Here is an 18753-nt window from a genome sequence, read left to right as displayed (position 1 = left end):
GGTCCTCTTCCGTCCGGGTCACCGGCCACCGAAATCCGGCGTGCGCTTCTCGCGGAACGCCGCGAGTCCTTCCTTGAAATCCTTCGTACGCGACGACAACTCCAGGTTGAACAGTTCCTGGTTCATCGACTGTGGCAGCGTCGCGTGTTGTCCGTAGTGAATGGCCTGCTTGGCGAGTCCGATGGCGACGGTGGGCCCGGAGGCCAGCCGCGCCACCAGTTCCGCGGCGACGTCGTCGAGTTCGTCGTCGCCCACACATCGGTGGATCAGGCCCCAGTCCGCGGCGTCTGGTCCGCTGACCTTCTCGCCGAGCAGCAGCATGCTCTTGGCCCGCGCCAGCCCGACCAGCCGGGGCAGCAGCCATGTCGAACCCGAGTCCGGGCTGAATCCCCGGTCGAGGAACGGTTCCCAGAACACCGAATCTGACGCTGCCACAGTGAAATCGGCGGCGAGCGCGAGGTTGCAGCCGAGTCCCGCGGCCCAGCCACGCACGCTGCACACGACAGGCAGCTGGATGGTGTGGACGAGTTCGATCACGCGGTGCGAGCCGTGCGGGACACGACGTACGAGATCACCGGTACGGGGACGCTCGGCGCTGGGGTTGCTCGACCAGTCGACGCCCGCACAGAAATCGCTTCCCGCACCGCGGATATGGACCGCTCGGAGTGAATCGTCACTGGCTGCCTCGGTCAGCGTGTCGACGAATGCCTTCACCATGGACGGGCTCAACGAGTTGCGCCGGGACGGCCGCTCGAACCTCACGTGCAAAACGCCATCCACGCGCGAGGTCGTCACCGCCCCATCGTCAGCCACCGTTGCCTCCGCACTTCCCTCGCTATACGGTTAGGGATACAGTATTGCTATCTTGTACAAGTTAGCAAGGAAAGCGCCTCGACGGAACCGCCACTGGGCGAAAGGGGACTCATGGCCGAGGGCACACCCCGATTCGGTGAGCAACCGCTGCCGCAGACAGTGGCCGCCGCCGGGGCGCTGCGGCGACTGACCGGGCTGCTGCTGTCGTTGGAGCACGAGCATCCGACCGTCGATGCCATCGTCGACCAGACCGCCGAATGGGAGCGGCAACTGGCGCCCGCTGCGCCGCCTGACCCCACGCCGCGTATAGGCCCGCAGAGCACCGATTCCCAGCGGGTGTATCTGGACCACGCCTTCAACGTCGGTGCCTACAATCCGTGCTTCCCCGAGTACACGTTCGACCACCTCGACTCCGACACCGCATCCGGCCGCGTCACGTTCCCCGTCGTCTACGAGGGCCCGCCGGGGTTGGTCAACGGTGGCTTCCTGGCGGTGTTCTTCGACTGCATCACCCAACATCAGAGCTGCGCATCGGGACGCACCGGCAAGACCCGCTCGCTGACGGTCACCTTCCGCCGGCCCACCCCGGTTCTGGTCGAGCTCGCATTCGACGTCGTTCGCGCCGAAGCCGACGGTCGGGTCACATCGACGGCACGTCTGCTGCTCGGCGACGAGGTGTTGTGCATCGGCGAATTCAGCACGGCCGCCTCGTCACCCGACAAACTGAGCGTCTTCGACTTCGGTCACCGGAGAGCGACCGGCTGATGACCAGCGTGCAGCGGATTCGTCAGCCACGCGTCGCCGAGATCGTGGCGTCGCGGCTGCGCGACCAGATCCTGTCCGGCCGCATCAAGGAAGGCGACGTGCTGCCGTCACAGGACGTCCTGCTCGCGGAGTTCGGCGTCAGCCCGCCGGCACTGCGCGAGGCCATCCACATCCTTGAGACCGACGGGTTGATTTCGGTGCGTCGCGGCAACATGGGCGGCGCGATCGTCCACCCGCCCTCGGCCGAGCGCACCGCACACATGATCAGCATGGTGTTGCAGACACGATCGGCCAAACCCGCCGACGTCAGCCTGGCGTTGATGCATCTGGAGCCGATCTGTGCAGGCATGTGCGCAGCCCGCGAGGATCGGATGACCGAGGTCGTCCCCTATCTCGAAGCGGAGATCAAAACGCAGACAGAGCAATTCGACAACCTGTCGAGATACGTGCCCAACGCCCGCCGGTTCCACGAGGCGATCGTGTCGCGATGCGGCAACGAACCGATGATTCTGCTGATCGGCTCGTTGGAGTTGATCTGGTCGGCACACGAGTCGTCGGTGTGGAGCGACGAAGGTGATCCGATGGAGCACAAGACCATGCGGGCCGCGCTGCGCGATCACCAACGGCTGCTGGACGCCATCCGCGACGGCAACGAGGCTCGTGCGGTCAAACTGGCGAAGGACCACCTGGCCGTCGCGCGGCGCAACACACTCGCCGTGGGAGCGGACAAAACCATTGAGGCCAAACTGATTTCGAATGTCGAGTGAAGGACTTGCGATGACCACCACCGATGACCGGGTGCTTTACGACATCGATCGTGACAAGCGCATCGCCACGATCACGCTGAACAACCCGAGCCAGCGCAACTCCTACGACGCGGCGATGCGCGAAACCGTCGGCCGCTACCTCGACCAGGTGGCCGAGGACGACGATCTCACCGTGGTACTGCTGCGCGGTGCCGAGGGCGTGTTCAGCACCGGTGCCGATATGAACAACGCGTACGGCTGGTACGGCGACAAGGATGCGCCCGAGGCCAAACGGCGGCCCAGTCAGCGTCGTCGCCTGACCGTCGACCGCAAGTCGTTCAGCTTCTACCACAATTTCATGGGCTTCCCGAAGGTCACGGTCGGCGAGATCAGCGGCTATGCGCTCGGTGGTGGCTTCGAGATGGCGTTGATGACCGACATATCCGTGATCGGCCGCAATACGAAGATCGGCATGCCCGCGACCCGGTTCCTCGGCCCCGCGCTGGGCAGTCTGCACATGTTCTTCCACCGGCTCGGTCCCGTGCTGGCGCGACGGCTGCTGCTGACCGGCGACATCATCGAAGCCGGGGACGTCGAACACCTCGGCGTGTTCACCGACACCTGCGACCCGGGATCGGTCACCGCGCGGGCGCGGTACTGGGCGGAGAAGGCCGCGAAGATGCCCGCCGACGGCGTCGTCATCGCCAAGGAGGCGTTCCGGCTCGTCGAGCAGAGCCAGGCGTATCAGGGCGAGGAAGTGGCCAGCTACCTGTTTCACGCGTACGGGACGAACCTGCAGTTCGCCCCGGGTGAATTCAACTTCGTCAAGACCCGCGCCCAGCACGGCACCAAGGAGGCGTTCCGGCTGCGTGACGAACACTTCTTCGTGCCCGAGCCGGAGTGAGTACGCTCACCCTTCTGGGAACGAAACATTCTCTGCTACTTTTGTAAAGTCAGCCAAGCCGAAACCCGAGGTCGAAACCATGTCAACACCCGTCATTGTCGGTGCAGCCAGGACGGCGATCGGCCGTTCCTTCAAGGGCACCTTGGTCAACACCCCGCCCGAAACACTGATCACCACTGTGCTTCCCGAGGTGGTCCGCCGGTCGGGTGTGGACCCCGCCGACATCGACGACATCATCTTCGCCGAATCACATTACGGCGGCGGCGATCTCGCGCGTTACGCCGCTGACGCCGCGGGGCTGCACCACGTTCCGGGGCAGTCGGTGAACAGACACTGCGCCGGCAGCCTGACCGCGATCGGCAACGCGGCCGCGCAGATCGGCTCGGGTATGGAGCGGGTCCTGATCGCGGGCGGCGTCCAATCGCTGTCGATGACGCCACTGACGAACTGGCGGATTCCCGGCCCTGAGCTGAAGTTCGAGGAGCGGTGGATGCCGCCCACGCACGTCGAGACCCCCGACGCGCCCTCCAAGGACATGTCGATCACGGTCGGCTGGAACACCGCGCAGGCGGTCGGCATCACCCGCGAGGAGATGGACGAGTGGGCGGCGCGGTCGCACCAGCGGGCCGTCGCCGCACAGGACGCAGGCAAGTTCCTCGACGAGATCATCCCGATGAAGATCCAGCAGTTCGACGGATCGGTCGTGGACTTCAGCGTCGATGAGCATCCGCGCCGCGACACCACCGTCGAGAAGCTGGCCGGACTGAAGGTCCTGCACCCCGAGATCGAGGGCTTCTCGATCACCGCGGGCAACAGCAGCGGCACCAACGACGCCGCGGCGGGCGTCGCGCTCGTCGAGCGGGCCTACGCCGAGGCCAACAACCTGTCAGTGATGGGCACGGTGAAGGCCTGGGCGGCAGCGGGTGTCCCGGCTCGCGACTGCGGTCTGGGCGCGGTGAAGGTGATCGGCAAGGTGCTCGACCGTGCCGGCCTGAAGCCGTCGGATGTCGCGCTGTGGGAGATCAACGAGGCGTTCGCGTCGGTGCCGATCGCGGCCTGCCGCGAGTACGGCCTGGACGAGGAGTTGGTCAACTTCTCCGGAAGCGGCTGCAGCCTCGGCCATCCCATCGCCGCGTCGGGCGCCCGTATGGTGACGACGCTGCTCTACGAGCTGCAGCGGCGCGGTGGCGGTATCGGCGTCGCCGCGATGTGCGCCGGCGGCGGCCAGGGCGGCGCGGTCGTCGTCGAGGTTTAACCACGATTTGTGTACATCGAGGAGCGGTGAGCGCTCCGAAACGCACACAAATCGCTGGAATTCAGCGCTTGCGCGTCGGCTTCTTGGCGCTCCTCGCGTCTTCGATCAGCCGCTCGGCGTGGTCGAGAATGCACTCGAGACCGAACTCGAAGTTCTTCTCGTCGGCCGCGCCCAGGTGATGGCCCTTCTCGGTGACCAGCGCGAGCAACGGCGTCGACTCGCTGTCGATCGCCATCGCCTCGTCGATATCGCTCGGCCCCTCGTTGGCCGCCCGGTTCTTCTCGCGAAGCCGCTCAAGCACCACCGAACCGCGGACGTGCACCGACACCGCGGAATACGTGTCGAACGCGTCCTCGGGCGACAGGCCCGCCTCCGTCAGGCTGGCGATCGCCTTCTCGACCTCCTGCACCCCGACCCGCGCCGCACGCGGGCTCAGCGCTGACCGAATGAGAATCAGATCGGACAGAATCGGGTTACCCAGGAACGTCTTTCGCATCGAGCGGGCGTGGTTGCGCAGCGTCTCGCGCCAGTCTTTCGCCTCGACGTAGGGCGTGGCGAACACGTACTGGCGCAGTGCCCGGTCGGTCATCGCATTGAGCAGGTCGTCCTTCTTGCGGAAGTACCAGTAGATGCTGGTCACGCCGACCCCGAGGTGCTTACCGAGCAGCGGCATGGACAGGTTGTCGATGCCCACCTCTTCGGCCAGGTCGAAGGCGCCCTTGATGATGTCGTCGGGATTGATGGACCCCCGTTCGCGCCGTGGGCGCTTCTCGGCGGTCGCCTGCCTAGCCACGGTTGGCACCTCCATCAAATCGACTGGTGGCTTGAATGTACCGGCAATTGCACGCTGATCTGCATCTTCGCAGGTGTGTCGCCATTCGACCGGTGCGGTGTCCACCGTTTCAGTTCTTTACTGTAAGACCTATAGTAAGTGTTTCTAGCGGGAGAAGCGAAGGAACGCGATCCTGATGGAGGGCGCACAGTGGATCTCGGATTGAAGGATGCGGCGGCCGTTGTCGTCGGGGGTGGCCGTGGCATGGGGCTGGCTTCTGCCCGCTGCCTCGCCGAGGACGGTGCGCGCGTGGCCGTCGTCGGCCGAACCGCGGACGTACTCGAGGCTGCCGCAACGGATTTGGCCGAGCGGGGCAGCCCTGACGCGCTCGGGCTCGTGGCCGACACCACGGACGCCGACCAGGTTCAGCGGGTGTTCGACGAATTGGGCGCGCGGTGGGGCGGTGAGCTCAACATCCTCATCAATGCGGTCGGGCCCGGGTCCGTCGGCGGCTTCGAGGATCTCACCGACGAGCAGTGGCGCGCCGCGTTCGACGACGGCGTGCTGGGCATGGTGCGCTGCGTGCGGTCCGCGTTGCCGCTGCTGCGAAAAGCCGAGTGGGCCCGCATCGTCAACTTCTCCGCTCACTCGACGCAACGTCAGAGTGCGATCCTGCCCGCCTACACCGCCGCCAAGGCGGCTCTGACGAGCATCTCGAAGAACCTGTCGCTGGTCCTCGCCAAGGACGAGATCATGGTCAACGTCGTCTCGCCGGGCAGCATCGCGTCGGAGGCGCTCATTGGGTGGGCGGCAACGGTCGGCGTGGACGGCAACGATCCCTACGCGTTGATGTCGGCCATCGACGAGCACTTCGGGCATCCCGCGCATCTCCCACGCGCGGGCCTGCCCGACGAAATGGGCCCCGTCGTAGCGTTTCTCGCGTCTCGGCGAAATTCGTACATGACCGGTGCCAACATCAATGTCGACGGCGGTAGCGACTTCACTTAGAGGAGGCGGCAGTGGCGACGGCCAAAGAGGCGCGCGAGTGGGCCCGGACCAACCTGCGCGGCATCGGCAACTCCCTGTACACGCCGTTCTGCGGCAACGACGGCGACGACATCGACTGGGACGCCTACCGAACGTTGGTGCGCTACTGCGTCGGCGAGCTGCATCACCCGATGCTCTGGTGCACCAGCGGTATCGCAGAGTTCTGGTCGTTGACCATGGATGAGCGTAAGCGGTTGCTGGAGGTCGCAATCGAGGAGGGCCGCGCCGCCGATCCCAACGTCGTGGTGCAGGCCTGCACCGCCGCCATGTCGGCGAAGGACTGTCTGGAACTGACGCTGCACGCCCAAGAGGCGGGAGCCGACATCGTCTACATCCAGACGCCGATGATGGAAGCTCATGGCGGAGAAGGCGTCCTGAAGTTCTTCAAGTACGTCGCCGAGCGCACCGATATCGCGCTGGGAATGTTCAACTCGCCGTCGTCGGGATACGTGTTGACGCCCGCGGAGAGCGCGCGGATCTACGAAGAGGTCCCGGCGGTGTGCGCCACGAAAGAGGGCGCGTTCCGGCCCATGGCCAGCCGCCTGCTGCACGACCTCGCACCCGATCTGACGATCTGGGAATGCGATACGACGGTCTACCGCGCCGGCTGGCTACGTGCGGGCATCGTCGGGCCCGCGCAACTCGGCACGTCGGGCTACCTGTACGAGACTCCGCAACACCCGGTGCTCTCCGAGTACTGGGAGCTCATCTGGAGCGACAAGCTGTCCGAGGCGATGGACTACGCCGAGAAGTCCGGCATGGACCAGTTCGGCGTCGACATACGCTCGTGGTTCACGTGCTATCCGGGCCGGGCCGACTATTTCACCCACTGGGGCGGCGCGTTCAAGTACGCGGCATCGGTGCTCGGACTGCCCATCGGGTCGTATCCCCATTCGCGGCCTCCGCAGGCCGAGCTGCCGCAGGAGGCGAAAGACACCATCGACGCAGCGTACCGGCGGTACGGACTGGTCGGCGCCTGAGCCGCCGGACGGTTGCGGAAGACGCTACCGATAGGTGTACAGTATGGACATACATCCAGTTCGAATGCCCCAGGAGGCTGACGGGTGAGCGTTGGAGACCGCGTCGACCCTGATGCCGACCCCGACGCCGCCGGGCCGATCGAACCGGTGCGCTACGACGTCCTCGACACCGGCGTCGCGGTTCTGACCCTCAACAGGCCCGACCGGATGAACGGCTGGGGCGGCGGCCTGGCCACCTCGTTCTATCTCTATCTCGACGCCGCCGAGTCCGATCCCGATGTCCGGGTCATCGTGGTGACCGGGAAGGGTCGCGCGTTCTGCGCAGGCGCTGACATGGGCGACCTCACGTCGATCAGCGCCGCCACCGTCGACGCCGCCGCGGACACCGACGTCGGCAAGCTCGTCGGTGCGCGTCATCCGCACTTCACCACCTCGATGCGCAAACCCGTCATCGCGGCGATCAACGGCGCGTGTGCCGGCATGGGCCTGACGATGGCGCTCATGTGCGACGTCCGGTTCGCCGCCGACGGGGCGAAGTTCACCACGTCGTTCGCCCGCCGTGGCCTGATTGCCGAGTACGGGATCTCCTGGATCCTGCCGCGCATCGTGGGTCAGGGGGTCGCGCTGGATCTGCTGCTGTCCGGGCGGGTCTTTCTGGCTGACGAGGCCTACCGCCTGGGTCTGGTCAAAGAGGTCGTCCCGCCGGACGAACTGATGGCGCGCGCGATCGGCTACGCCGAGGACATCGCCGCCAACTGTGCCCCCAGCTCGCTGGCGGTGATCAAACAACAGGTGTACGCAGACACCATGCGCGACGTGTTCGTCGCCAGCGACGACGCCGAGAAGCTGATGCACGAGTCCATGCAGCGGCCTGACTTCATCGAGGGCATCACCAGCTTCTTCGAAAAGCGCCCGCCGAACTTTCCGCCGATCCAAGAATCGGGCCAAGGACTTCCGAAAGGACAGGACTCATGACTTTGGACTACATGGCGATCGACGTCGACAACCACTACTACGAGACCATCGACTCGTGCACCCGTCACCTGCCCAAGGAATTCAAGCGCCGCGGTGTGCATATGCTCACAGAGGGCAAGCGCACGTACGCGGTGATCGGCGGTGTGGTCAACCATTTCATTCCCAATCCCACATTCGATCCGATCATCGAACCCGGCTGCCTGGACCTGCTTTTCCGCGGTGAGATCCCCGAGGGCGTCGACCCGGCGTCGCTGATGAAGGTCGACCGCCTCGCCGACCATCCCGAGTACCAGAATCGCGACGCCCGCCTGAAGTTCCTCGACAAGCAGAACCTCGAGACGGTGTTCATGCTGCCGACGTTCTTCTGTGGTGTGGAGGAAGCCCTCAAGCACGACATCGAGGCGACGATGGCGACCGTCCACGCGTTCAATCTGTGGCTTGACGAGGACTGGGGCTTCGACCGGCCCGACCACCGATTCCTGGCGGCGCCCGTCATCTCGCTGGCCGATCCGGACAGGGCCGTCGAAGAGGTCGAGTTCGTCCTGTCCCGCGGAGCCAAGAACGTGTGCGTGCGGCCCGCGCCCGTGCCGGGCCGGGTGAAGCCGCGCTCCCTGGGCGATCCGTCGCACGATCCGGTGTGGGCGCGGCTCGCCGAGGCCGGCGTCCCCGTGATCTTCCACCTCTCCGACAGCGGCTATCTGGCGATCGCGGCGCAGTGGGGCGGCAAGGCCACCTTCGAGGGCTTCGGCAAGAAGGATCCGCTGGACCAGGTGCTGCTCGACGACCGCGCGATCCACGACTCGATGGCCTCGATGATCGTGCACCAGGTCTTCACCCGGCATCCGAAGTTGAAGGTGGCCAGCATCGAAAACGGTTCGTACTTCGTCTACCGCCTGATCAAGCGGCTCAAGAAGGCCGCCAACACCGCGCCGTACCACTTCAAGGAGGACCCGGTCGAGCAGCTGCGCAACAACGTGTGGATCGCGCCGTACTACGAGGACGACGTCAAGCTGCTGGCCGAGACGATCGGTGTCGACAAGATCCTGTTCGGTTCGGACTGGCCGCACGGCGAGGGTCTTGCCGATCCGATGACCTTCACCGCCGACATCCCGCAATTCCCCGAGTTCAGCTACGAGGACACCCGGAAGGTCATGCGCGACAACGCACTCGAGTTGCTCGGTGCGAACGTGACGGCCTCCGCGTAGTCATGGGGGAATGGACCATCGGGGCGGTGCTCGACGCCATCGCCGACGCCGCACCCGACCGGTTGATGACCATCTGCGGCACGCGTCGCAGCACGTTCGGCGAGTCCGCCGAGCGTACCCGCTGCCTGGCGAATTTCCTTGCCGGACAGGGGCTGGGCGCACATCGCGAACGCGCTGAGCTCGAGAACTGGGAGTGCGGCCAGGACCGCGTCGCGCTGCTCATGCACAACGATCTGTATCCCGACATGGTGATCGGTTCGCTGAAGGCGCGGACCGTTCCGGTCAACGTCAACTACAACTACGCCCCGCGCGAGGTGGCCGAACTCCTGGAGTACCTGCGGCCGCGGGCGGTGATCTACCATCGCTCGTTCGGGCCGAAGTTCGCCGACGTGCTGCCGCCCGCCACCGCCGACGTGCTGATCGCGGTCGACGACGGTGGCTCCGAACCGCTGCTGCCGGGTGCCATCGGTTTGGAAGAGGCGCTGGCTCAAGGGGATACGGATCGCGACATCAGGCCATCGCCCGACGATGTGATGATGGTGTGCACCGGCGGGACCACCGGCCGCCCCAAGGGCGTCATGTGGCGCCAGAGCGACACCTACGTGGTATCGATGAACGGCGCCGACCACGAATCCGTCGACGAGATTCACGCCAAGCTCGGACTGGAGGGGCAACCGTGGTTCGCCGTGTCGCCGCTGATGCACGCCGCGGGCATGTGGACGGCGTTCGCGGGGCTTCTCAACGGGCTGCCGATCGTCCTCTACGACAAGACGCGCTTCGACCCGCGTGCGGTACTGGAGACCGCCGAGCGTGAGAAGGTCGGCATGATGACGATGGTCGGCGATGCCTATGCGGCACCGTTGGTCGACGAATTGCGCAGCGGCACTTACGACCTGTCCTCGATGTACGCCATCGGCACTGGCGGCGCGGCCACCAATCCGAAACACCAACAGGCGCTTCTCGAACTGCTGCCGCAGATCACGTTGATCAACGGCTACGGATCGTCGGAGACCGGCAACGTCGGCTTCGGCCGCAGCCAGCACGGGGAGCAGAAGGACACGTTCGTTCTTCGCGAAGGCGCGCTCGTCCTTTCGGAGGACTACACACGCTTCCTGGAGCCGGGGGAGCAGGAGGTCGGGTTCGTGGCGCGCGCCGGGCGCATCCCGCTCGGCTATTTCGACGACGAAGCCGCCACCCGCAAGACATTTCCCGTCGTCGACGGGAAACGCGTCGTGATCTCCGGGGACAGGGGTTCGCTCGCACCCGACGGCACGCTGAGGTTGTTCGGCCGGGACTCGCTTGTCGTCAACACCGGCGGCGAGAAGGTGTTCGTCGAAGAGGTCGAGGAAGTGTTGCGCGCGTACGCCGGTGTGGCCGACGCGCTGGTGGTCGGACGGCCGAGTGAGCGATGGGGGCAAGAGTTGGTCGCCCTGGTCGCCCTGCAACCGGGTGTCGACATCACTTCTGAACAGCTGCATGATCAGTGCACCTCGCAACTGGCTCGGTTCAAGGCGCCGAAGGAGTTCATCATCGTCGATCAGGTACGCCGGCTCGGGAACGGCAAACCGGACTACCGCTGGGCGAAAGCCACTGCGGCGCAAGAGGCATCCCTGACATGAGCCATAAAGCGATTGATTGTTTGGTCAACGTGCACTTCGGCGAGACCGAGAAACAGCCCGAGTTCATGCTCAAGGTGCGCGACGACTACTTCAAGGGCCCGCAGTCGCTCTACGACCAGGTCGAGTTGCCCCAGCTGCTCGAGGAGATGGAGGAGCGCGGCGTCGAGAAGGCCATCCTGATGGACAGCATCGCGAAACCATCGGTGACGGCCCGCAAGTTCGTCGACCAGCGACCCGACAAGTTCGCCCTCGCCATGGGCGGTGTCAACCTGCTGCGACCGATGCCCTCGCTGCGGGAGCTCACCGCGGTGGTGCGGGATCTGCCGGTGGCCTACACCGCAGTGGGACCGAGCTTTTGGGGCGACGGCCAGTACCCGCCGAGCGACGCCGTCTACTATCCGCTCTACACGAAATGCGCGGAGATCGGGCTGCCGTTGTGCATCAACACCGGCCTGCCGGGACCTCCCATCCCCGGCGAGGCGCAGAACCCGATCCACCTCGACCGGGTTTGTGTGCGATTCCCGGAGCTGAAGCTCTGCATGATCCACGGCGCCGACCCGTGGTGGGACGTCGCGATCCGGCTGATGATCAAGTACAAGAACCTGCGCCTGATGACATCGGCGTGGTCGCCCAAGCGGCTGCCTGAGAGCCTGCTGCATTACATGCGCACCCGCGGACCGGACAAGGTGATCTTCGCCTCCGACTGGCCGGTGCTGCGGATGCACCGCGTGGTGCCAGAGGCTTTGGCGCTGGATCTGCCTGCTGACGTGCTCGACAACTACCTCTACAACAATGCGAATGACTTCTTCTTCGGCCCTCGAGAGGAGCTGTGACGATGGACCGTTACGAACTGCGGAGGCTGGACTACAGCCTCTCCGAGGACCACGAGGCGGTGCAGTCCGCCTACCGGGAGTTCTTCAAGACGCACTGCCCGATCGAGACCGTGCGTGCTGCCGAGGAATCGGGCTTCGATAAGAGCCTGTGGGAACGCCTGTGCGCCATGGGCGCAACCAGCATGGCGCTGCCCGAGTCCAGCGGAGGTGACGGCGCCACCCTCGTCGATCTGACGTTGGTCGCCGAGGAACTGGGCCGAGCGCTCGGCCCGGTCCCGTGGATCGACCACGTGTGCGCGGCGCGGCTGCTGGGTCGCCTCTGCGCCGTCGAGCCGGACGTCGTCAACGGCAAGCAGCTGGTCGCGATCGATCCCCAACACGAGAGCGTATCCGGCGTCCGCCTGATCCCGACCGGCTCGATCGCCGACCACATCATCGTGCGCGACGGTCAAGACGTCGTTCGTCTGACATTCGGAACCAGGCCGGTCAAGGTCGACAACATCGGCAAGCTGCCGATGGCGTGGGTCGATCCGGCCGCGGCCGATGAACGCACGGTGCTGGGAAGCGGCCCGCAGGCGTTGACCGAATACCAACGGGCACTGGACGAATGGCGGGTGCTGACGGCCGCGGCCTTGGTCGGTCTCGTCGAGGAGACGATGACCATCGCCGCGGAGTTCTCCAAGACCCGTTACACCCTGGGCGTCCCGATCTCGACGTTGCAGGGCATCTCACATCCGCTGGCCAACATCGCCATCACCGTGCAGAGCGGACGGAACCTCGCGCGTCGGGCGGCGTGGTTCCTCGACAACGAACCCGACGAACGCCCGGAACTGGCGCCGTCGGCGTTCGTGTTCATGGCGGAAGAAGCGTCGAAGGCGGCGACGATGGCAGTGCACGTCCAGGGCGGACTGGGAGTGTCCGCGGAGGCCGCCGCCACCGCCTACCTCGTGCGCGCCCGTGGATGGGCGCTGGCCGGCGGTGATCCGGGAGTCACCGCCAAGTACATCGCTGAGATCGTCTCCGCTCGGGAAAGCAGGTAAGGGGCGCAATGGATTTCTCACGGGTCGAGCTGTCCGACGACGATCAGGCCTTCCTCGAGGAGGTGCGCACGTTCCTGCGCACCCACGTCACCGAGGAGGTCATCCGTCGGGACCGCGAGACGGGCGACAACTTCGACGAAGGTGTGCATTTGGCGCTCGGAGCGGCGGGCTACCTGAAAAAGGAGTGGAAGCCGGAGTCCGAGGGCGGCTTCAACCGCCTCCACAATCGCATCTGGCAGCTGGAGAAGCGACGGGCGCACGTTCCGTGGGTCACGTCGGGCACGACGGCGATGATCGCCCGCTCGGTCGAGAAGTTCGGCTCGCCCGAACTGAAAGCCGAAGTGATGCCTGGGGTTTACAGCGGCCATATCCGGCTCTGCCTGGGCTATACGGAACCGGAGGGCGGTTCCGACGTCGCCACGTGCAAGACCCGCGCGGTGCGCGACGGTGACGGCTGGGTTATCAACGGTTCGAAGATGTTCACCACCGGCGCGCACAACTGCCAGTACGTCTTCCTGATCACCAACACCGACCCCACCGCCCCGAAACACAAGAGCCTCACCATGTTTCTCGTCCCGCTCGACTCGCCGGGCATCGAGATCCAGGGCATCCGAACCGTCGACGGTGACCGCACCAACATCGTGTACTACAGCGACGTGCGCGTCGACGACAAGTACCGGCTGGGCGAGGTGAACGACGGCTGGACCGTGGTGCGCGAACCCCTCAACGTTGAGCACGGTGCGGTGGAAGCCGCGAAGGACGGTCTTCAGGACGTCTCGATCATGATGCACCAGGCCAGTTTCATGGCCGCCGCTGTGGACAAGGCGGCCGCCAAGGTCGCCGAGGTGCGTCCCGACGGTCGCCGCTTGATCGACGACGGCTCCGTCGCATACCGCCTCGGGCGAAGCGTCGCCCGGATGGAGGCGGCGTTCAGCGCGACGAGCATCTTCGGCCGCGTCGCGCTCGCCCAGACCATGCGCGACATCTCGCCGGACCTGATGGACATCCTGGGGACGGCCGCGTCACTGCCCATCGGCACCGACGGCGCCGCCGACGACGGTGCCGCCGAATATGTGTACCGGTTCGCGCCGTTGGTCGGCATCTACGGCGGCACCCTCGAGGTGTTCCGGAACATGATCGCGCAGTACGTACTTGGCCTGGGCAAGCCGGCGTACGCGCCTGTCGCCAAGAAGGCGTCGTAGTTGGGATCGCAGAAGCGGCGCACGTCGTTGGTGATGGGCGCCAGCGGGTTCGTCGGATCCCATGTGGTTCGAAAGCTCGTCGAACGCGGCGACGACGTCCGGGTGTATCTGCGCAAGTCCAGTCGGACGGTGGCGATCGACGACCTCGACGTCGAACGTCACTACGGCGACCTGTACGACGAAGCGGCACTGCGCGCGGCGATGTCCGGCTGCGACGTGGTGTTCTACTGCATCGTCGACACGCGCTTCTACCTACGTGATCCAGCGCCACTGTTCGAAACGAATGTCGAGAGCCTGCGGCGTGTGCTCGACGTCGCCGTCGATGCTGACCTCCATCGATTCGTGTTCTGCAGCACCATCGGGACGATCGCGCTTGGCGATGGACGTACACCGGTGACCGAGGACATGCCGTTCGACTGGGCGGGCAAGGGCGGACCGTACATCGAGTCACGCCGTGCGGCAGAGGATCTGGTGTTGCGGTATGCCCGCGAACGGGCGCTGCCTTCCGTCGCGATGTGCGTGTCCAACCCCTACGGTCCGCGCGACTGGCAACCGACCCAGGGCCTGATGGTGCAGTACGCGGCGCTGGGGAAGATGCCCGTCTACATCAAGGGGGTGTTCACCGAGGTGGTCGGCGTCGAGGATGTGGCCGACGCGTTTCTGCTGGCCGGTGAACGCGGGCGCATCGGGGAGCGCTACATCATCTCCGAGACCTACATGTCGATGCGGGAGATGCTGGAGACGGCGGCAACCGCAGTCGGGGCCAAGCCGCCGCGGTTCGGTGTGCCGCTCGCTGCCGCGTATGCCTTCGGCGGAGTGTTGTCGGTGGCGAGCCGACTGCTGCGACGCGACCTGCCGATGAACGTGACCGGGGTGCGGCTGCTGCACATCATGTCGGAGGCCGACAACGGAAAAGCCAGGCGCGAACTCGGATGGCGGCCCCGTCCGGCCGCCGAGTCGATACGCAAGGCCGCCCAGTTCTATGTCGAACAGACCGACGGTCAGGTCTCGGCCCGAATCCTGCGCTGATGCCGACTGCTAGGAGCGGATGAACTCCAGCAGGTCGGCCTGGGTCGCCGGCGAGCAGACGTGAAAACCCCTCAAATGAGCCGATTTTGGGGGAGTCCGCGTCTGCTCGGCAATCTGCTAGGTCGTGAGGATCGTCGCCGCCGCGGTGCCGGGGGCACCGTAGAGCTGGGCGAAGCCGACCTTCGGCTCACCGGGTACCTGCCGGTCGCCCGCCTCGCCACGCAATTGGCGGACCAACTCGTGAATCTGACGCAGACCCGACGCACCGATGGGTTCGCCGTTTGCGATCAGCCCGCCGTCGGTGTTGATGGGCAACGCGCCATGGATCTCGGTGGCGCCGTCGGCCAGCAGCTTCTCCTGGTCGCCGTCCGCGCAGAAGCCGCATTCGGCCATGTGGATGATCTCCGCTCCGGCGTCGGTGTCCTGCAGCTGGATCACGTCGACGTCTTCCGGTGCCACACCGGCCTTTTCGAATGCTGACCTGGCGGCGAAGACGGTCGGGGCCGGCACCTCGTCGACGGGCGCGAAGGTCGTGTTGACCTCGTAGGCCCCATAGGTGCGGGTGCGGACCTCGACGGCGCGCAGGTATACGGGCTTACCGGTGTACCGGTGCGCGATGTCGGCGCGACACATGACCACGGCCGCCGCGCCCTCGTCGGGTGCACAGAACATGTACTGGGTCAGGGGGTAGTTGAGGATCGGCGAGTTGAGGATGTCTTCCTCGGGGATGGGCTTGCGGCGGAACGCATTCGGGTTCAGCGCGCCGTTGCGGAAGTTCTTAGCGGCGACCTTGGCCAGTGTCTCCTGCGAGATGCCGTGGTCGTGCAGGTATTTGTTCGCCTTCATTCCGAAGAACTGCGTGGTGAGGTACTGGCCGTTCTCGGCGTACCACCTCGGCATGCCGACCAGCGCCGGGTCTTCGGTGAAAGCGCCGCGTGGGTGCTTGTCCAATCCGACCGCGATGCCGATGTCGTAGTCGCCGAGCCGGATGCCGTCGGCACAGGCCTTGGTGGCACTCGCCGCGGTGGCGCATGCGTTGAACACATTGGTGAACGGGATACCCGACAGCCCGACCATGCCGACGATCGCGTCGGGATTGGCGACCGTCCAGCTGCCTCCGGTGGCCGCCTGGATGTCCTTCCACTCCACCCCGGCGTCGGCGACTGCGGCGAAGATGGCGTCGACGCCCATCTCCATCGCCGACTTGCCCTCGAAGCGACCGAACGGGTGCAGCCCGACACCGATGATGGCGACGTCGTTGGTCATGTGCGAGGCCTTTCCTCCCTAGTCGGGCCATCAGGCTATCCCAACTGTAATGATTACAGTATCGTAGTCGACGTGGCCCCGGTGATTGAACACAAGCCCACGTTCTGCCGGATATGTGAGCCGCTCTGCGGCATGATCGCGACCGTCGAGGACGGCCGTCTCGTCGCGTTGCGCCCCGACAAGGAACATCCGCTGTCGGCGGGGTTCGCGTGCCAGAAGGGCATCGCCTTCACCGAGGTCCAGAACGACCCGGATCGTGTGACGACGCCGCTGCGCCGTGGACCGAACGGCTTCGAACCGGTCACGTGGGACGACGCGATGTCCGATATCGCGGCGCGGTTGTCGGCAGTGCTGCGCCGGCATGGTTCCGGTGGTGTCGGCTGGTATATGGGTAACCCGGGTGCGTTCAGTTACGCCCACACCTTTGCGGCGCTGTTGTTCATCAAGGGCCTTGGCCCCCATGGGCACTACTTCACCGCGTCGTCGCAGGACACGAACAGCCGGCTGATCGCCAGCCAGCTGCTGTACGGCGTGCCGATGTCGGTGCCGATCCCCGACCTCACGCGGACCGAACTGTTGGTGCTGATGGGCGCCAACCCCGTCGTCTCGCACGGCAGCTTCCTGACGGCGCCCCGGATCAAGGACCGCATGCACGACATCGTCAAGCGGGGAGGGCGTGTGGTGGTTGTCGATCCCCGCCGAACCGAAACCGCCGTTGCATTCGAGTGGCTCGGTATCGTGCCCGACTCCGATTCTTTTCTGCTGCTGTCGCTGCTGCAGGTCATGTTCGCCGAGCAGCTCGTCGACATCGCCAGGGTGAGTGGGGACGCGGACGGTGTGGAGTGGCTGCGCTCGCTGAGTGAACCGTTCACACCGGAGGCGACGGCCTCGCACACGGGCATCGACCCCGCGAGCGTCAGGGCGCTGGCGCGTGACCTCGTCCGCACGCCGCGCGCGGCCATCTACGGAAGACTCGGTACCTGCGTGGGTCGGTACGGCACGCTGACGACGTACCTGATCGACGCCGTCAACCTTGTCGCGCGAAACCTCGACGTGCCGGGCGGTTCGGTGTTCAGCACGATGCAGACCGTCGGCCAGAAATGGCAGAACACCATGATGGGCGTCGTGATGCGGCGCTCACGCCGGCGCAGGCGCTCGCGTATCAACGGTATTCCCAGTGCAATCGGTTCCGAGCCGGCCGCACTGATGGCCAAGGAGATCACGACACCCGGCGACCGTCAGATCAAGGCGATGTTCGTGTCGGCGGGCAACCCGGTGCTCTCGGTGCCCAACGGCGACGAACTCGAGGCCGCCTTCGAGACCCTGGAACTGTCGGTGGCGCTCGATTTCTACGTCACGGAAACCACCGCGCGGTGTGACTACATCCTGCCCGTCACCACGATGTACGAGCGCGACGACTTCCCCTACACGTTCCAGGGTTTTCAGGCCACGCCATTTCGTCAAGCCACCGAGGCCGTCGTCGCCCCGGCAGGGGAGGCGCGCACGGAATGGGACATCGTCGCAGACCTCGCATCTCGACTTGGACGGCGGGTCCCGATGTTCGCGGCCTTCGCCGCCGCACGAAAGGCGTTGAGCGCCTTCGGAGCTACGCTGACACCGCGCATCATGATGGATGGGCTCGTCCGGATGTCGCAGGGTGGCGACCTTTTCGGACTGCGCCGCGGAGGACTGTCGCTGCGTCGTCTGACCGAACAGCATCCGCACGGGGTGGTGGTGGCGCCGCATATCCGTACCGGCGTGCTGCGTGACGCGGTGGGCTATCTGTCGCGTCGCGTCCAGCTGGTGCATTCGGAGATCGCCGACGAGGTCGCCAAGCTGACCCGCAACGACTATCCGGAGGGCTACCCGCTGAAGATGATCGGGATGCGAGAGCCACGCTCGGAGAACTCATGGATGCACAACTCGCCGTTGCTGATGCGCGGCGAGCGTCGTCACTACGCGCTCATGCACGTCGACGATGCGGCGGAGCTGCAGATCGCTGACGGCGACATCGTGCAGATCAGTTCGCCGTACGGCCAGATCACTGTGCCGGTCACCTCGACGAAGGACCTCGTCGCCGGCGTCGTCGCCATTCCACACGGTTGGGGCCACAAGGGCACCGGCGGATGGCAGTTGGCCAACCGCGCCGGCGGGGCGAACGTCAATCGGCTGACGTCCAGCGAGCCCGACGACGTCGAGTCGGTGTCTGGAATGGCGTGGCTGACAGGGGTACCTGTGCGCGTCGAGCGGATTGACTCTGCGTCTACGGCGCAAGAAGTCGAGCAACCGACGCCCTGAGCGC

General features: G+C 65.6%; 17 protein-coding genes. 14 read left to right on the top strand and 3 right to left on the bottom strand.

Annotated elements, in window-relative coordinates; all coding sequences use genetic code 11:
- Positions 1-18: 18 nt before the first annotated feature.
- Positions 19-813, bottom strand: a complete 795-nt coding sequence (locus tag G6N43_RS22335; RefSeq protein WP_083150344.1) for an enoyl-CoA hydratase/isomerase family protein — start codon at positions 811-813, stop codon at positions 19-21.
- A 111-nt stretch (positions 814-924) separates the two neighbouring features.
- Here G6N43_RS22335 and G6N43_RS22330 point away from each other — a divergent pair, with 111 nt between their 5' ends.
- From G6N43_RS22330 to G6N43_RS22315, 4 genes are all read left to right on the top strand, one after another.
- Positions 925-1578, top strand: a complete 654-nt coding sequence (locus tag G6N43_RS22330) for a hotdog family protein (RefSeq protein WP_083150345.1) — start codon at positions 925-927, stop codon at positions 1576-1578.
- On the top strand, positions 1578-2345 hold the full coding sequence (locus tag G6N43_RS22325) for a FadR/GntR family transcriptional regulator (protein ID WP_083150346.1): 768 nt from the start codon (positions 1578-1580) through the stop codon (positions 2343-2345). Before G6N43_RS22330 ends, G6N43_RS22325 begins: the two co-directional genes overlap by 1 nt.
- A gap of 10 nt (positions 2346-2355) precedes the next feature.
- Positions 2356-3228, top strand: coding sequence for an enoyl-CoA hydratase/isomerase family protein (locus tag G6N43_RS22320; RefSeq protein ID WP_083150347.1), 873 nt, complete (start codon positions 2356-2358; stop codon positions 3226-3228).
- Positions 3229-3307: 79 nt separating this feature from the next.
- Positions 3308-4483: a thiolase family protein gene (locus tag G6N43_RS22315; protein ID WP_083150348.1), complete on the top strand. Its 1176-nt coding sequence runs from the start codon at positions 3308-3310 to the stop codon at positions 4481-4483.
- Between the two features lie 61 nt (positions 4484-4544).
- On the opposite strand, the gene G6N43_RS22310 is transcribed toward G6N43_RS22315, so the two are convergent.
- Positions 4545-5276, bottom strand: coding sequence for a TetR/AcrR family transcriptional regulator C-terminal domain-containing protein (locus G6N43_RS22310; RefSeq protein WP_083150443.1), 732 nt, complete (start codon positions 5274-5276; stop codon positions 4545-4547).
- Between the two features lie 189 nt (positions 5277-5465).
- On the opposite strand from G6N43_RS22310, the gene G6N43_RS22305 reads away from it, so the two are divergent.
- The 9 genes from G6N43_RS22305 (at position 5466) to G6N43_RS22265 (ending at position 15185) form a co-directional block, all read left to right on the top strand.
- A complete protein-coding gene (locus tag G6N43_RS22305; protein ID WP_083150349.1) occupies positions 5466-6263 on the top strand; it encodes an SDR family NAD(P)-dependent oxidoreductase in 798 nt (265 codons plus the stop codon).
- 11 nt (positions 6264-6274) lie between these two features.
- Complete coding sequence (locus G6N43_RS22300; protein WP_083150350.1) at positions 6275-7282, top strand: dihydrodipicolinate synthase family protein; 1008 nt, start codon at positions 6275-6277, stop codon at positions 7280-7282.
- Positions 7283-7366: 84 nt separating this feature from the next.
- Complete coding sequence (locus G6N43_RS22295; protein ID WP_083150351.1) at positions 7367-8257, top strand: enoyl-CoA hydratase; 891 nt, start codon at positions 7367-7369, stop codon at positions 8255-8257.
- Complete coding sequence (locus tag G6N43_RS22290; protein ID WP_083150352.1) at positions 8254-9462, top strand: amidohydrolase family protein; 1209 nt, start codon at positions 8254-8256, stop codon at positions 9460-9462. The genes G6N43_RS22295 and G6N43_RS22290 overlap by 4 nt, the downstream gene beginning before the upstream one ends.
- Positions 9463-9464: 2 nt before the next feature.
- Positions 9465-11081, top strand: a complete 1617-nt coding sequence (locus G6N43_RS22285; protein WP_083150353.1) for an acyl-CoA synthetase — start codon at positions 9465-9467, stop codon at positions 11079-11081.
- Positions 11078-11914, top strand: a complete 837-nt coding sequence (locus G6N43_RS22280; RefSeq protein ID WP_083150354.1) for an amidohydrolase family protein — start codon at positions 11078-11080, stop codon at positions 11912-11914. The genes G6N43_RS22285 and G6N43_RS22280 overlap by 4 nt, the downstream gene beginning before the upstream one ends.
- 2 nt (positions 11915-11916) lie before the next feature.
- Positions 11917-12954, top strand: a complete 1038-nt coding sequence (locus G6N43_RS22275; protein WP_083150355.1) for an acyl-CoA dehydrogenase family protein — start codon at positions 11917-11919, stop codon at positions 12952-12954.
- A gap of 8 nt (positions 12955-12962) precedes the next feature.
- Positions 12963-14156: an acyl-CoA dehydrogenase family protein gene (locus G6N43_RS22270; RefSeq protein ID WP_083150356.1), complete on the top strand. Its 1194-nt coding sequence runs from the start codon at positions 12963-12965 to the stop codon at positions 14154-14156.
- 33 nt (positions 14157-14189) lie between these two features.
- Positions 14190-15185, top strand: coding sequence for an NAD-dependent epimerase/dehydratase family protein (locus G6N43_RS22265; RefSeq protein WP_083150444.1), 996 nt, complete (start codon positions 14190-14192; stop codon positions 15183-15185).
- 117 nt (positions 15186-15302) lie between these two features.
- On the opposite strand, the gene G6N43_RS22260 is transcribed toward G6N43_RS22265, so the two are convergent.
- A complete protein-coding gene (locus tag G6N43_RS22260) occupies positions 15303-16451 on the bottom strand; it encodes a thiolase family protein (protein ID WP_083150357.1) in 1149 nt (382 codons plus the stop codon).
- A 132-nt stretch (positions 16452-16583) separates the two neighbouring features.
- On the opposite strand from G6N43_RS22260, the gene G6N43_RS22255 reads away from it, so the two are divergent.
- The gene (locus G6N43_RS22255; RefSeq protein ID WP_407664920.1) at positions 16584-18749 is read left to right on the top strand and encodes a molybdopterin-containing oxidoreductase family protein; all 2166 of its coding nucleotides are present in this window, start codon (positions 16584-16586) and stop codon (positions 18747-18749) included.
- Positions 18750-18753 lie beyond the last annotated feature (4 nt).

The organism is Mycolicibacterium moriokaense (assembly GCF_010726085.1).
GTDB lineage: Bacteria > Actinomycetota > Actinomycetes > Mycobacteriales > Mycobacteriaceae > Mycobacterium > Mycobacterium moriokaense.
Note: the sequence above shows the minus strand (reverse complement) of the source record. Positions and strands in the feature narration are given on the sequence as shown.

Bases quoted from the DNA above. Each gene is read 5' to 3' on its own strand.
- G6N43_RS22265 (WP_083150444.1), top strand. From the start codon at position 14,190: ATGGGCGCCAGCGGGTTCGTCGGATCCCATGTGGTTCGAAAGCTCGTC.
- G6N43_RS22270 (WP_083150356.1), top strand. From the start codon at position 12,963: ATGGATTTCTCACGGGTCGAGCTGTCCGACGACGATCAGGCCTTCCTC.
- G6N43_RS22280 (WP_083150354.1), top strand. From the start codon at position 11,078: ATGAGCCATAAAGCGATTGATTGTTTGGTCAACGTGCACTTCGGCGAG.
- G6N43_RS22285 (WP_083150353.1), top strand. From the start codon at position 9,465: ATGGGGGAATGGACCATCGGGGCGGTGCTCGACGCCATCGCCGACGCC.
- G6N43_RS22325 (WP_083150346.1), top strand. From the start codon at position 1,578: ATGACCAGCGTGCAGCGGATTCGTCAGCCACGCGTCGCCGAGATCGTG.
- G6N43_RS22320 (WP_083150347.1), top strand. From the start codon at position 2,356: ATGACCACCACCGATGACCGGGTGCTTTACGACATCGATCGTGACAAG.
- G6N43_RS22330 (WP_083150345.1), top strand. From the start codon at position 925: ATGGCCGAGGGCACACCCCGATTCGGTGAGCAACCGCTGCCGCAGACA.
- G6N43_RS22260 (WP_083150357.1), bottom strand. From the start codon at position 16,451: ATGACCAACGACGTCGCCATCATCGGTGTCGGGCTGCACCCGTTCGGT.
- G6N43_RS22290 (WP_083150352.1), top strand. From the start codon at position 8,254: ATGACTTTGGACTACATGGCGATCGACGTCGACAACCACTACTACGAG.
- G6N43_RS22255 (WP_407664920.1), top strand. From the start codon at position 16,584: ATGATCGCGACCGTCGAGGACGGCCGTCTCGTCGCGTTGCGCCCCGAC.
- G6N43_RS22275 (WP_083150355.1), top strand. From the start codon at position 11,917: ATGGACCGTTACGAACTGCGGAGGCTGGACTACAGCCTCTCCGAGGAC.
- G6N43_RS22315 (WP_083150348.1), top strand. From the start codon at position 3,308: ATGTCAACACCCGTCATTGTCGGTGCAGCCAGGACGGCGATCGGCCGT.